Here is a 14316-nt window from a genome sequence, read left to right on the forward strand (position 1 = left end):
GCCATGATAGATGCCGCCCTGATAGAACAGTGTGCCGACCCTTCCTTGACCCCTGCCATCGTTGAAGAGTTCATTGCGGCGGCAGGATCAGAAGATCCGTTGAACGTGACCGTTCGTGCCGGATCGAAGACGTTTCTGGTGCCGAAGGTCAAATCACCCGAAGAAGCGATGAAGCTGGTTCAGGATCACCTCGGCAAAGCCGTCGTGCGCGTCGGGCTCACGCAATACCCCGTTGGAATTGGCGTCACCGACAAGTCCCAGGTCACCGCGGATGTGTTCGACACCTGCAACAACATCAAAATCGGGACCGCGCTGTTCGCCCGCGTCTATCGGGTCGTGACGAAGTGGTACGGCACGCCGGTTCAAGAGGCGTTCGAAGATGCCATCGAGGCATACCAGACCGGGTATTTCGACGGTGAGTATGTGTTCACGGCAAAAGACCCAGGAGAGAGCGTTGATCTGGCTGCTCCGGACCCGGCCGCCTCAGTGGAGGGAGCGCCGGCGCCAGAGGCTGACAATGCGAGTCCGGACCCCAGGAATGAACTCCGGCAACAGCTATGGGCGCAGGATCCAAACAAGGCGGACATTGGCGTTGATCTGTCCGGAATAGGGGACTTCAACAGAGAATGACCAGCCACATCGTTGTTGCCGTGTATCTCTGTGCTGCGACATGCCAGCCACAGCAATTGCGCGTTTGGGACGGTGACAGTTTCCTGATCGGCATGAAGCACGGCTCGGAGCGTGTGCGGGTTCTCGGCCTGGATACCGCCGAGATCGACGGAAAATGTTCCTATGAAATCCAGATGGCAAAGAAGGCCAAGCGCCGGCTCGCCGAGTTGGCGAACGGACAACGCATTCAGATCCTCCGAAATGGCAAGGACAAGTATGGCCGCACCCTCGCAAGGGTCTTGGTCAACGGCAACGACGTAAGCCAAATTCTCATCAACGAGGGGCTTGCCCGGCCGTGGCACGGACATCGCGAGCCGTGGTGCTAATCTTTCGGCTTCTTGATCCGTCGAAGAAACTCCATCGGATCCACGTTGAGCGCCAATGAAATCTGATAGATTGTAATAACGGTTGGGTTCCGTTTTCCGCGTTCCAGGCTGCTCAGATATTGCTGGCTGATGCCACTGATCGCCGCAATTTCCTTTTGCGTCATATTCCGCTCATCTCTTAGGCGGGTGAGATTTTTTCCGACGAGGCGGCGCATGTCCATGCGCTTTTGATTGGCAGCTTACAAAATTAGAGTTTATCAACTTCTCTATTCGTCAAACATGGGGATTGACGGGCGACCGTATTAAGAGACTTTTGCGCCTGCGTCGCCATTATTCACGTCATCATGTCGGCTTTCCGCAAATCTGTTTATTAAATGGCCTAGTTTTCAAGTTTCGTGCGAAATGTATTTGAACAACTTCGTCACGAATATACATAGATGGCAAACGAAATGTTTTTGATATTTTCAGCCACCGCTCCTATACTTATCCGCTAGTTGATTCACGTCTATTCGATGGTGAAATTGACCCGAGACGTTCACATCTCGACCCACAAATGACGAAGCTCAATTCTGTTTAGGTTGAGTTCTCGTTCGTGTTCGGATGATAGGACGGCGATACGCAGATTGGTGTCGTGGCTGACTAGATTCAGACGATCATCAAGACTCCAACCGGAAATACCAACACGAGATAGGGCGCGAATCCAGAAATCGAGTCGGTTGATCCAAGACACTATGCCGCCCGTCTGCACATAAGCGATCATGACTGCCTGTTCGTGCGCCGCGCCGTGCAATCCCGCCTTGAAGCGCTGTACGCCACCAGTGCTGCCGTTCGCAACGCGCAAATACTCACGCTTGTCTCGGTTCTTGCCCTTTGGTGTGGGAAGTCGTTTGCATTCAATTGGAAGAAGCGTATCAAAATCGTCATGCCGGCGTCCTTCAATCCAGATGACCTCTCCCGCTGGCGCTGCAACGAGATCAATTCGGCGCGAAAGCTTCGTTTCGTCGGGCTCTTCGATGCGGAACTGGAGAACGTCCCAGCCGGGAGATTTTCGGGTGGTGCCGTTAAGGTGAGCGCAGAGTTGCGAGGTTAGTTGTGTTTCAGAATCCGCAGTTGGTCGACCACCACGATCCCGCCAGCTCGGCAATTCTTCCAGAATGAAAGTTATCAGTTGATGAAGCCAAGTCTTCGGACGATGTAGGTCGGGTGATAACCCCCCACTCTGAACATTAACTCCGTCAGAATCCGCCAGCATTCAAAATCCTTGCGCCCGAAGATCGGCCAATACGTCGTCGCTATCGCGCAATGCCACCGAACGTAGCCAGTAACGAAGACGATCCGGCTTCAGAAGGAAAATAAAATGCCCGTCATATATTCTTGCGATGCGTGTAATGGAAACCGACGTGCCCTTTTGTTCCCTTAGTAGAACATCAATCTTGTCGTGCAGCGTATCTTCGCCGTCCCAATCGATCACCCCAGTCCCAAACACGAAGGGCTGGCAGACGATTCCTGACCAGCGCCGCGGTGTCAGCGATATCAGCGGCTTTTCTTGATAAACTGTGTTGATCTGCTTGCAGAACAAACGTGCGAAGTCGTCAAGTACCTGGCAGGCATCCTCGCGTAAAAGACAAGACTCGTTGCCCTTGCGAACGAATTCTCGATACTGGTGGACGATATCCTCGGCAACAATTCGCTCATTGTCGCTGAGGTCGAGATCGCCATCCTCAGGAAATGGCAAAGCAAGCACATCAGCTCCGGCAATATTAGTCGCCTTCTGGGTGAAGAGCTTCGTGCTGATCCCAGCTGCATAGGCGCGCAACGCGATCGACTCAGTTTTGAGCCAGCGTGCAACTACCTCTAGATCGTCGCGGCCAGCCTTGGCGAATCCGACGATCTGGTTCTTAAAGGTGAGATACTCTTCAGACCAAATCGCATTTGGCAAATCTTCATGTTCGCGGACCAAGAGCATAGGCGGAGTGAAGAGTTCGGCCGAGCGAGGGCCCTCAATCGGCTTGTCTGGCACTACAGTGATTTGGCTTTTGTCGATGCCGGTCACGGAAAGAGCGGTCGAGGGCAGAAGTGGCTTGCCGATCAGGTGATCAGAGGGCCGGGATACACCCTTCTGGCCCTCAACGAACCCCTCGCGAACATGCCACCCTCGTTCAGCGGCATGCTGCTTAAGCGTACGATATTGCTTGAGCCTTTTGACGAGGCTGTAAGCGCGCGCCCCGCCCAAGAGACCCGAACGCCAAATTTCAGGTCCGGGTTCCGCGAGAACGTCACTGCGCGGTAGCCAATGCAAATCATAATAATCGATATCGAAACCTTGTTCGGCATCGGCACGACCAGCGCGACGAAAAACAGCGTGCAAGATTCTGCGGTTATTGGGTGGTTCAGCCGCATCCGCAACGACGGCGACAATTTTAGTGTCTGCGCCACCTTTGCTAAACAATCCACGAATCGACACAAAATCGAGGATTTCGCGCACATCCCAACGTGAAAAAAAGGCAGTGCGAACAGGTGCGGAGCTGGCGTTGTAGATCAGGTTATACTGTTGAAGCATGGAGAGCGTACCCCCAGGAACGAGAAGTTCCATGGCTTCATGCAAGAACAGGTACGCAATCTGCTTGTCTGCCCCAGTACCGATAGCTTCTGTGAAGCGCTGATAGCTTCGGATTGCACCTTGCGTCTTGAGGGCGGATACGAAGGGTGGATTACCAACAACGACGCCGATAGGGCCAACAATGCGTTTTTTCTCCTTTGCTTCAAAAAAGCAGGATTCTATTAGTGTACGGTCGTTTAGCTTTGGGAAAAGCTGAACACTTGCGCGGATATCTTCAGGCTCCAGCGCGTCGCATAGCGCCAGGCACAAGCTGAATGCTGCTAGCTCGATCGCGCCACCTTCGACATCAACCCCGCGAAGGCGTTCGACTAATGCGCGTAACACATGGACACCAGGTTTAGCCCAGCCGTTTCGGCTTCTCCAGTGCAGCACGAGGCGCTTGTAAGCCTCGACCAAGAAAATACCAGAGCCACATGCAGGATCGAGGATGAGTTCGTCTCGGTCGATCACCCGGTCAAGTCGTTGCCAGCTCAATGCCTCATCAAGCATGAGGCGGACAAGCGAAGGAGGTGTATAGACGGAGCTATCGGTGTCGGAAACGAATAGCTGATAGATATGGCTGATAACCTCGACGGGTAAATCGCGGAAAGAGTAGAGCGCCCAGAGGTTGAGCTGCCCTCCTGCTTCAACCCGCGCCTCTATCAGCGTGCTGAAACCTTGAAGTTCCGTGCTGTTCTCAAGTGCGGCGCGGTCCTCGTCGTGAATTCTGAAAATGTGGCCGTTGAAGCGCATTTCAAGAGATCGAAGAAGTTGTACAAGCGCAGGACCGTCCTCAAGAACATGAAAAAATCTCGTGGCACCTTCAGTAAATTGCCCGAAAAAGTCGGCTGGGAGAACGCCGCGTTCTTCCAGATAAGCAATGAGGAGTGAAAGGATAAGAAGGCGGCGTCGAAGCCCTGCGTTCAGTAGACCACTACTCTTCAGTCTAGAATGGAGGCCACTAACGGCATCGACAAGCAGGCGATGTGCCGATTTCGACGCGGATAGAAGTAGCTTGCAAGCTGCTGGATCATCCCAAAGCGTGCTGTTTCGCAGTCTTTCTGCGTCCCACCAAGCTTCTTTTGCAACTATACGTGAAGCGAGTCCCAGTGTTTTAACTGGTTTGCAGACTAGATCTCCCGAAGCCGAAATGAAATCGGCCTTGTGGGCGCATCGGAAGAGCTGCACCAGGCCTGGTATCCGCCGATAAAGGAGTGGAACGCCGCCCCAACTCCAGATTCGTTTGTGCAACTCCGCAAACGCCGGATTATTAGCAGGCCCATCATCGACGAATAAGAACGCTTGCGGTGCCCCCGGCCTGCCTTGTTTCCCCGCTTCGAAAAACACCGCGTAGGCGCCATATGAGGCGGCCTTCTCCATGGTCACAACTTCTTCGGGCGGACGGCCATCAGGCAAATATCCTGCGACCCGAACTAGACCATCAATCTGGACACTGCTGACATCCAGATGCTCAATCCAAGCCGTTTTCGCGCCGCTGACGGACATACTATATTCCGCTTTTGATCGGCTGCATCAGGACTTACGATTGTCTTTGCTGAGTTCAAATCCTTCACGAAGCAAGTCAACCATCGTCATACCCTGGGCAACGGCATAACCTTTAAATGCCTTCTTGAAGTCGGCCGGAACCTTGAAATTCAGAGTTTCGAGCTTCTCTATGGAGTGACGGCTTGTAGAATTCAGCGCGTCCTTCGTTGTGTTGATCGCCATGACCACTTTCCTCTGCTCACCGCAAGCAGAGGAACGAATAACAGAATTCTGTATGGCCAGCAATCGGGCAATACAGAATGGCTGAAACAGCAGCGGAACTCTTTGTCGCGTCTGGATGGATGTGATTAAGGCGCGTAGCGGCCCTCTTCCTCAAAGCAGTCGCACCACATGTCGCGCTAAAACGTGTCACATGACAATCTCCGTGACGATACTGTTCATGATCTACTAGTTTGCTCGCTAGCTGGTCCGTGTCTGGCGGTGAGAATATCCCGTTTGGATACATGCTTCTCTGCGTGGTCGATGCGAGGTCGCTTCGAAGGAACATCGCAGCATAGAGTGATGGTGGTTGATGTTTCCTCGCGGCTAACTTGTGTTTTCCTGTGTTGCAGTTCACTGTCCGACTGTGGGTTTGGGAGGTACACGTGACAAAAGCAGAATTCTTAAATTTGAAGTCCGTGCGCCCTGCGCCGGATGATCTACCTCGAAGCCTTCGGAATTTCATTGACTATCGAAAGTCGGGCTTAAGTCTCAATCACATCGTCGGGTGTCCTCTGGATTGTGGCTACTGCGTACGCCACTTGTTCGAGAATTTTTCGATGAAGCGACCCCACCTCATCGTCGATGACGAAATCGCCGTGCAGGAACTCATCGGCCATTGGGCGTTTCGTGCTCACACGACTCCGATTCAGATTTTCAACCGAGCTACGGACCCCTTCCTGCCTGGTGTGAAGACGCATCTTTTCAAGACCCTCGAAGCTCTGGATAGGCGAGGGCTCAGCAATCCAGTCCTGGTTATCACCCGATGGCGAATTGATCGATCAGACGTTGAGCGTCTTGAAGCTCTCAAGAACCTGCAACTGACGATCTTGGTCACCTGGTCAGGGATCCATGACGAACGTGTGGAGCCAGTACCGTCGGCGATAGCCGCAGGAAGCTTGGAAGTGCTGGCTAAATCGGCGTCTCGTGTGAAGAAGATCCTCTACTGGCGCCCGATTATCTCGGGTCTAAATGATACGATCGACCACTTCGCGTCTGCACGCCGGCTTTCTGAGTTAGCGGATGCGACGGTTTTCACGGGCCTCTTTTACCGGAAAGAAATCCAGGCCTATTTTCGAGAAGCCGGGGTGCCTGACCTTTACACGGATTTGGCCCGACGAAAGATTTTACCACGTGATACCGAAAGTCGAATTTTGGCCCATTTCGAAGGGCGCCCGATCTTCCGCAAAACGTCATGCGGGGTCGCCTTCGCCCACGGGACACCAGATTTTAATGGTCATTTCGGCATCAGCGAAATTTGTAGCATCTGTCCCGAGGGCCAACGTGAGATCTGCAGTAAGCATCACCATAAACCTGACACTGAGGCTGTTCGAAGCCTCGCTCGTAGCGTCTCGCTGGCGGACCTAAATGGAATCGAGATTTCTGATCGTCGGATCGTAGTCAGTGGCAGCACCGAAGCGCAACGCTACTTCATGCAGCATACATTAAATTTCCAAGTCCACGACCGGGCGCAGCCGCATAGGCAGCATCGGCATGGGCGTGCGGAGATCGGATGGGAATGATTTGGGAAAAGACCTGGGTCGTCGACGTGGAAGGCAACGGAGCTACCCCTCCAGAGATTGTCGAGATCGCGTTGCTGGAACTCGTTGAACTCCGTCCCACCGGCCGAGAATTTCACTGGCTGATCAAGCCTGAGCAGCCAATCGCCGCGGTCGTGACTAGGATTCACGGCCTCTCCGACGATGTCGTAGCCGGTGCGCCGAGTATCGACGACATTGCTGACGACGTCGTCACATGGACTGACGGATGTGTGATCGTCGGTCACAACGTCCGGGTAGAGCTTGATGCTATAAGCCGATCGATTCCAGGATGGCAGCCATCCGCTGCAATCGATACTTTGAAGCTCGCGCGTTCCCTCCGCCCGGGCCTTTCCTCATACAGTTTGGAAAACCTCGGCGCCGCTCTCAAGTTGACGACCGAGGCAAAGCGGCAAACAGGCTTGAAACACCATTCCGCTCAATTTGACGTTGCGCTGACGGCCTTGTTGTTCGTTGAACTTCTAGGGCCGCTCGATCGCGCCGATCGTGATCTCCGTGTACGGGAAGCCGATATACTTTTCAAATCGCAGGAGAGCTTTTTGTGAGCGCGAGGAAAGTTAAAATCGGAATAGCCGGCACACATTCGACCGGAAAGTCAACTTTCCTGGAGCAACTGGACGCTCGCCTATCGACCGAAGGGGTGACCATCGGTCGGGTAGATGACCTCGCTACGGCGGCACGGGACCGCGGCTTTCCGATCCTAACCCAGCACAATTTCGAAAGCACACTATGGATCATGGCGGAGGGCATGAGGCAGGAAGCTGAAGCTGCCTTGCACTGCGAGGTCGTTCTTGTCGATCGTCCTGTTTTTGACGCGTTAGGCTATCTTTATGCCGCCCTCGAAATTTCGGACCGGTCTCTACCTGATCGTCAGCTCAACGAACTTCGCTCGATCGCTCTTGCTCATGCGGGTGACTATGATCTGCTTGTCATGACAGAACTCGATCCTGCAATTGGACTTGGTGAAGGACGGGATGGAAATCAGGAGTTTCGGGTCGCAGCCGCTAACAAGATCCGCGCGATCGCCGACGAGGCGGCTTTCGAATCTCTCATCCTGACCTCCACGAATAGCAATGAAGTCTTGGATCAAGTTCTCAAAAGCATCCGCACGCGCTTGGCAGAATAGGCGTGGCATGTTCGCCTAATGCAGTTGGTTACTACAATTCCGGAAATATCATGTTGGGGGGAAAATGCCGGAAATTTTGAACAAGGTTATCAAGGATCCGATCCACGGGTTTATCGATTTTTATGGAGAACGCGAAAATGAGCTCAAAAACTTGCTCTCTGATCCGTTCTTCCAGCGCCTGCGTCGTGTCAAGCAACTCGGCTTTTCCGATTACGTCTTTCCCTCGGCCGCTCACTCTCGCTTCTCACATTCACTTGGCGTTTACAAAATTGCAAAACGAATGCTGATGGTTATAGAGCCCGAAGGGGCTGACGGGAAATGGTCGCCCAAGGCCGAAGCTTGCCTGGCAGCCGCGTTGCTGCATGACGTCGGCCACGGCATGTTTAGCCACGCTTTCGAGAAGGCCATGGAATTCTTTCTGGCGCGCAACTCGCTCGAAGGCGAACGCGCGGAGAGCTTCGAAGCTGCCGTCGATCATGAGTCTGTTAGCCGAAAGATTATCACCGACTCTTCGATCGGCACGGCGCTAACTAAGTTTGGTGGTTCTGAATTTCCCGGCATGGTCCGTGACATCATTAAGAAGAAGGATGAAAACTGCGTCTATACGTCCATCGTTTCAAGTCAGCTTGACGCCGACAGGCTCGATTACGCGAAAAGGGACGCCTACTTCGCCGGTGTGTCCTCTGGAGGAATCGACCTTGATTGGCTCTTACGGAATTTTAAGCCAGGTCAGAACGGTGATGCTCAATTTCTCTATGTCGATAGCAAGGCCTATATCTCGCTCGAACAGTTCACAGTCACGTTGTTCCAGCTCTATCCAACCATCTATCTGCACAAGAAGACAAGGGGTCTGGAGTTCATGTTCGCCCAGCTCTTGAGCAAGGTTTTTCAGCTGATCGACTCAAATGAGGTGACAGCCACAGGTCTTTCGGAGAACCACCCATTTATTCGATTTTTTCGTGAGCCGGACAATCTCGACCACGCGCACCTTCTCGACGATACGCTCTTTTGGGGATCCCTCCATCTATTGCGCGAAGCGACTGATCCTTCTGTTAGCGACGTCGCGACGCGACTCTCGGACCGCCGGATTTTGCCAATGGTCGATATCTGGAAGGTAGCCGACGAAGCACTTGCCGCACGCGTCGGAACCAGCAAACTGACTGCACTATCACGCGTTCAGCTGATCGAAGGAATCTGTAAGGCTGTTGCCGAGAAGCTGCAGGCAGATTCCTCAATCTGGAGCGATAGCTGCTATTACGACACGTATAATCGGCCAATCTATAAGACGAGAGGTGTCGTCGGCGGCCATCCCCAGCAGATCAATGTGAGCGTCGGAGGCAAGATCTTAGATATTGCCTCCATCTCTCCTGTCGTCGCAAGCGCCGCATCTTTCAACATCCATCGCATTTACTATGACGATAAAAAGTCCCCGAAAGTGGATAACTTGAAGAGAGCAATTAGGGAGTTGATCGAGGCAGAGCTGAAAAACTTGTAAAGCCAGGCTCGGCTGTTGAACCGCTGACAAGTTCCTCCCGAGAAATACTTTGATCGGTCAGCAGGCGTGTTTCAGGCTCTGTAGGCGATGTCTTCATTTAAAAGAATGCGCGACGTTGAATGTAACGTTATAACTGTCAAAGCTGTTTAGAAACGCGACGTCGCTAGCCCGATAGAAATGCGACAGTCAGACTTTGCCGCTCGCTGAAGCGGCCAGCCCCCGATCCGACCGGCTGGGCCGGGTTGCAAGGGAGGTGAGGGGGCGGGTGATTGAGGACCTATTCGGACTTTGTCAGCCCGAACTCGTAATGCGGGCCATCTTGAAAGATTTTGAAGGTGCATAGCATCTTGGAATGAACGATTTGAGTTCATTCGTAGAATTCTCTTTGCCCAACTCTGCAATCGGCTGAAGTCCAATCTGATGCCGAAACGGTCACTAAATGTGGTCCGGCCGAAGCGACTTCCAAAATGAGCTTGCGCTTAATCCCTGCAACGAGACCGTCCGTGTTGCGAACTGGAAAGGCGAATGCGCCAGGACCGCCAATAACACAGCTCTCAAAATAGCGCATGAGTTCCACCTCACCGGATATCTCCGACGGAGCGGGATTGAGAAGCAAAGGCAGCGCGTTGATCGTAATCCCCTCAGCGATCACGGCGTCACGAGTTGGCACGATGTATGGCCCAGTAGTATTCGGCCCGTCGCCGGAAACATCGATGACTTTGCGCATGGCCTGATAGGACGATTTCGAGAGGAGCGATGCCGAAAAAAGCAATGCTTTGGAAATGGAAGTGTCGGTTCCTCCTGTCAGCGGCTTGGCCGCAAGGTCATCTGCGAAGCGCTGCGCTGTTTCCGAATTGTCGATTATCTGCCATGGCATAGTGAGAACTTGAAAGTCGGGTCCGGCCCATTCCACATAGGCAACGGCAATCCTGCCGGTCGCTCCAAGTTGGATCGCTGTTACAAAAAGCGGGTCTTTAATCGCAGCGACATATCCCGAGCGCTGGATTTCGAGCTCTTCACGGCTCATCGAACTCGATACGTCCACCGCCAAAACCAATTGCACATCCACCGGAATTGGTTCTGATTGAGCCCTCTGTGACTGGACAGACAGGACTGCACCTAGGGCAACGGTTAATGCGGCTGTTCGCGCCTGATAGAGGCGGTGTTTTTGCTTTTCTTTTCTGGCGGCTGTTCCTCTGGCGCGGTCGGTCATAGCGATGCTCCAAGCTGTGTCTGAATGCTATGTGGAAAAGTAACCGTGCAAGAACCAAATCGTAAGAGCAAATGCCACAACCCAGCATGCGATGATAATCGCGGCAGCGATACGGCTAACCGGTCGTTCGGCGGCAGCGGCTGCTAGTTCCCGGTGCTCCGCCATGATCTCGGGTGGAATGAGCTTAATGACGAAATAAATACCGAGCGGCAGAAGCACGACATCATCCAGGTAACCAAGTACGGGTATGAAGTCGGGGATTAGGTCAATGGGGGAAAGGGCATAGCCAGCAACGACAATGGCGAGGGCCTTCGCGTACCACGGAACACGCGGATCTCGGCTCGCGCTGCAAAGAGCAGCGACGTCGCGCTTTATGATCCGTGCCCAATCGCGAAGGTTCCAGCTCATTCGGTATTCTTGCTCGCCTGTGCTTTCTGAACGAGCGCATCCATATTATTCAGATAGCTGATTATGCGTTCATCATCCATATTGCGAGTTGACCAATATCTCAACTGCGCGCCGACTGGACTAACGAGGACGATCAGGACCAGTGCAAGACTTTCGAAGCTTATTCATAGCAAAGACGATCCAGCTGAAACTGAATGAAAATCTCAACGAAGATACCAGGCCGTCCCGTTTTCTGCGCCCGGCTGGGGCGGTTGTCCACCTGTGCTCAATACAGAAAATAGTGCATTGCAATATCCAGCTGCGCGTAGCATCACTTAGAGGATGGGACCGATATTGGCCGATCACTCCGCCGCTTCTATCCTCGCCAGCGCCTTCTTCCTTCTAGCATTCACTTCCGGATCATTCATGAAATCCGATCGGCGTCCGGGCTTGCGGCCACGCTTCTGATAGCCGTTGCTCACGCTGCCGTCCGGGATGCCGAACATGTGGTCCTTCTGACCGGCACGAGAGGGGCCATGCCGACGCCGGTGCTGCTCCCGGCCTTCCTGCATCTCGGCCACAACCGACAGAATGTCGTCCAACCGCTTGTTCTCAACAACCCTGGTTCTGTGAATTGACCGCAAGGTATCGAATGTTCTGTACGGGAGAAGGGTGCCCTCGTGCATGATCTCCAGGCGGCCGTCGGGATAGTCGCAGACGATCACCTTCTGGCGGGGCAGTATCTTGGCGTAATCCGTCGGATCCAGAATGAAAATCACCTTCTCATAGCGTAGCGTCAGAGCCTGTGACACCGTGCGGATCTCCTTCCGGCACATGGCGCCATCCAGGTTCTCATGATCGGCCAAGGGGCGATGCATGTCCTTCGGATTGCGCGGCTCCTTGCCAAAACGGTGGTTAAAATCCGCGATGAATTCCGGAGCGAAAGCGTTGGCCTCTTCAAGCGTGTTGATACCGCGCAAACGCAATTCCTTCACCAGCCGGTCCTGAAGAGTTCTGTTGGCGCGCTCGACCCGGCCTTTGGCTTGCGGGGTGTTGGCGCAGACGATGTCGATGTTAAGCTCGTAAAGAGCGCGGCCAAATTGCGTTAGCCCGCTGGTCCGGTCCATCTCGGACGCATGTGTGGTCCGGAAAACCCCGTGTTTGTCGCTGTAGAATGCAAGCGGCTTTCCCCATTGTTCCAGATAGGCCTTAGTTGCCAGGAGGTAGTCGAAGGTGTTCTCGGATAACGCAAAACGCAGATGTAGCAGCTTGCCGGTCGCGTCGTCGATGTAGACGAGCAAGGCACATTTGGGGCCGCGGTTCTCGAGCCACCAGTGATGCGAACCATCGATCTGGACGAGTTCACCGAGGCAATCGCGCCGGCCGCGCGGCTGAAAGATCCGCTGCTTGCGTTCGCGCCGCGACTTCCAAATACCAGCTTCCGTCATCCATTGGCGCAAGGTCTCTTTGCCGACGGCAATCTGATGAAGCTCAAGCAGCTTCTCACGGGCCAGGGTTGGACCGAAGTCGTGATAATGCTCGCGCACCAGGTCGAGGACGGCATTGCGAAACTCGTCGCTGTGACGGCGGTTGCTGGGACGGCCACGCTTGCCGGAAACAAGACCAGCGGCACCGTCACGCTCGTAAGCCTGCAAGAGCCGATGGACCTGGCTCCGGCTGAGGCTCAGAAGCCTGGCAGCGTCAACGATACTCAATCTTCGATCGCGGATCTTCTGGATGGCTTCCAGCCGGTTTAGTTCATGTTGCGACATGGTGATCAAAGACATTGCAGCTCCGTCAGCGCTTAGGCGTGCCGAAGCCAGTCTTCCTTCCAACGTTGATATTGACCAGCGTCAGACGGACGGGAGGTGTCGCATCTCTAACTGGCCCAAGTGTCGCATTACTAAATGGCTTGTGAGCGATACTTGAAGTGCGACTTCTGCGGATTGCAAGGGTAGGGGGCGTTCACTCATTGCGCCAGCATCTTCTCCCTGAAGACTTCGGCCGGCGTCTTCCAACCAAGGCATTTCCGGGGCGTCGCATTGAGCCGGTCACAGATCCCTTTCAACTCAAGATCGGTGACCCGGCTCATATTGAGTTTGCGGGGAAGCCATCGTCGGGCACGTCGGTTGGTGTTTTCCACGGTGCCTTTCTGCCAGGGGGCAGATGGATCACAGAACCAGGTTTGTGTACCGATTTCCGCTTGAAGATGCGGCCAGGCCACAAACTCGGTTCCTCGATCGAACGTGATGGATTTTCGGGAACGGATTGGCAGGTGGCGGATCGCATCGATGACCTTGCCAAGCACCAAATGTGTTCTTCTGTTGTCATTCTTTAAAAGCAAGGTGAACCGGGTGACGCGTTCCACCAGGGACGTAACGTTGCCAGAACCAAAGTGCTGTTTGAACAGCATTAAATCACCTTCCCAGTGCCCGAACTCCTGCCGATGTGCCACGGCATCTGGCCGGAACAAGATGCTGACGTCACGATGGAATTTGGGTGGCAGGCGCTTTCTCGCTCGTCTGGGCTTTCGAGACTTTCGATGTGTCGGCAAGTACCACCACAGCTCCTGGGCAAGGCCTTCCTTCGAATAGATATAACGGTAGATCGTTTCCTGGCAGACCCGGTGGGAGGCGCCTTCGTATCTCATGCGTCCGGCAATCTGTTCCGGCGTCCAGCCATCCTTGATGCGATCGGTCACAAGATGACGCAGATCCGAATGCTTGATCAGTTTTCGTTTTCGTGACCGACGCGTGGCGCATTCCTGGTGGGCCGCCACAGCAAAATAGCCGACGATGTCCGGCAACTGTTCATCTTGAAAATGGTTGCGTTTCAATTCTCGAAAAATCGTTGATCGGTGCCGCCCAAGGATCTTCGCCATTCGGCAAGGTGACACTTTCGCCTGGCGCCAGCGTTCAATCTTGCGGCGCTCCTCCAGCGTCAGGTGGCTGTATTTTGATCCCATGACACAATCCTCCTGTTTGATAACCTATTGGTTTCAAACAGAAGTCGCACTTGGGAATAGCGCGCACCCTGCTATAGGGGCTGCACCGATAATAGTAATTATGGAATATTTTTGACTATTTGGTCAATTTCCTACTGCTGGATTGGCTCGCCAAACGGGACGACAGGGCCGTGAACGGCCAGGCCCCCCAAAAAACCTAACTACACAAGCCGC

Annotated in this window: 14 protein-coding genes; 6 read left to right on the top strand and 8 right to left on the bottom strand. The window is 53.8% G+C overall.

Annotation, left to right across the window (positions count from 1 at the left end; translation table 11 throughout):
* Positions 1 to 3: 3 nt before the first annotated feature.
* Entirely contained in the window at positions 4 to 630 is a 627-nt protein-coding gene (locus FIU93_RS30360) for a TraH family protein (RefSeq protein ID WP_062492152.1), read from the top strand.
* The gene (locus FIU93_RS30365) at positions 627 to 995 is read left to right on the top strand and encodes a thermonuclease family protein (protein ID WP_062492154.1); all 369 of its coding nucleotides are present in this window, start codon (positions 627 to 629) and stop codon (positions 993 to 995) included. The genes FIU93_RS30360 and FIU93_RS30365 overlap by 4 nt, the downstream gene beginning before the upstream one ends.
* On the opposite strand, the gene FIU93_RS30370 is transcribed toward FIU93_RS30365, so the two are convergent.
* From FIU93_RS30370 to FIU93_RS30385, 4 genes are all read right to left on the bottom strand, one after another.
* Positions 992 to 1216, bottom strand: a complete 225-nt coding sequence (locus tag FIU93_RS30370; protein ID WP_062492156.1) for a helix-turn-helix transcriptional regulator — start codon at positions 1214 to 1216, stop codon at positions 992 to 994. The genes FIU93_RS30365 and FIU93_RS30370 overlap by 4 nt on opposite strands.
* Before the next feature lie 314 nt (positions 1217 to 1530).
* Complete coding sequence (locus FIU93_RS30375; protein WP_152508014.1) at positions 1531 to 2247, bottom strand: hypothetical protein; 717 nt, start codon at positions 2245 to 2247, stop codon at positions 1531 to 1533.
* Positions 2248 to 5100 carry an N-6 DNA methylase gene (locus FIU93_RS30380; protein ID WP_209171745.1) on the bottom strand — a complete coding sequence of 951 codons (2853 nt, stop codon included), beginning with the start codon at positions 5098 to 5100 and terminating at the stop codon, positions 2248 to 2250.
* Between the two features lie 27 nt (positions 5101 to 5127).
* Positions 5128 to 5322 (bottom strand): hypothetical protein, encoded by a 195-nt coding sequence (locus FIU93_RS30385; RefSeq protein WP_062492162.1) that lies wholly within the window; start codon positions 5320 to 5322, stop codon positions 5128 to 5130.
* Between the two features lie 596 nt (positions 5323 to 5918).
* Here FIU93_RS30385 and FIU93_RS30390 point away from each other — a divergent pair.
* The 4 genes from FIU93_RS30390 to FIU93_RS30405 all read left to right on the top strand — a co-directional run bounded on the left by FIU93_RS30390 (position 5919) and on the right by FIU93_RS30405 (position 9538).
* Positions 5919 to 6881, top strand: a complete 963-nt coding sequence (locus FIU93_RS30390; RefSeq protein ID WP_088665295.1) for a radical SAM protein — start codon at positions 5919 to 5921, stop codon at positions 6879 to 6881.
* Positions 6878 to 7462, top strand: coding sequence for a 3'-5' exonuclease (locus FIU93_RS30395; RefSeq protein ID WP_062492232.1), 585 nt, complete (start codon positions 6878 to 6880; stop codon positions 7460 to 7462). The genes FIU93_RS30390 and FIU93_RS30395 overlap by 4 nt, the downstream gene beginning before the upstream one ends.
* Positions 7459 to 8043 (top strand): AAA family ATPase, encoded by a 585-nt coding sequence (locus FIU93_RS30400; RefSeq protein WP_152508015.1) that lies wholly within the window; start codon positions 7459 to 7461, stop codon positions 8041 to 8043. Before FIU93_RS30395 ends, FIU93_RS30400 begins: the two co-directional genes overlap by 4 nt.
* A gap of 64 nt (positions 8044 to 8107) precedes the next feature.
* Positions 8108 to 9538, top strand: a complete 1431-nt coding sequence (locus tag FIU93_RS30405; RefSeq protein WP_062492166.1) for an HD domain-containing protein — start codon at positions 8108 to 8110, stop codon at positions 9536 to 9538.
* 367 nt (positions 9539 to 9905) lie between these two features.
* On the opposite strand, the gene FIU93_RS30410 is transcribed toward FIU93_RS30405, so the two are convergent.
* From FIU93_RS30410 to FIU93_RS30425, 4 genes are all read right to left on the bottom strand, one after another.
* On the bottom strand, positions 9906 to 10751 hold the full coding sequence (locus FIU93_RS30410; protein ID WP_152508016.1) for a DUF1194 domain-containing protein: 846 nt from the start codon (positions 10749 to 10751) through the stop codon (positions 9906 to 9908).
* A gap of 27 nt (positions 10752 to 10778) precedes the next feature.
* Complete coding sequence (locus tag FIU93_RS30415; protein ID WP_152508017.1) at positions 10779 to 11159, bottom strand: YkvA family protein; 381 nt, start codon at positions 11157 to 11159, stop codon at positions 10779 to 10781.
* Between the two features lie 341 nt (positions 11160 to 11500).
* Positions 11501 to 12925 carry an ISNCY family transposase gene (locus FIU93_RS30420; RefSeq protein WP_152508018.1) on the bottom strand — a complete coding sequence of 475 codons (1425 nt, stop codon included), beginning with the start codon at positions 12923 to 12925 and terminating at the stop codon, positions 11501 to 11503.
* A 182-nt stretch (positions 12926 to 13107) separates the two neighbouring features.
* Positions 13108 to 14103, bottom strand: a complete 996-nt coding sequence (locus FIU93_RS30425; protein ID WP_077294751.1) for an IS30 family transposase — start codon at positions 14101 to 14103, stop codon at positions 13108 to 13110.
* Positions 14104 to 14316 lie beyond the last annotated feature (213 nt).

It is taken from the genome of Labrenzia sp. THAF35, from assembly GCF_009363595.1.
GTDB lineage: Bacteria > Pseudomonadota > Alphaproteobacteria > Rhizobiales > Stappiaceae > Roseibium > Roseibium algicola.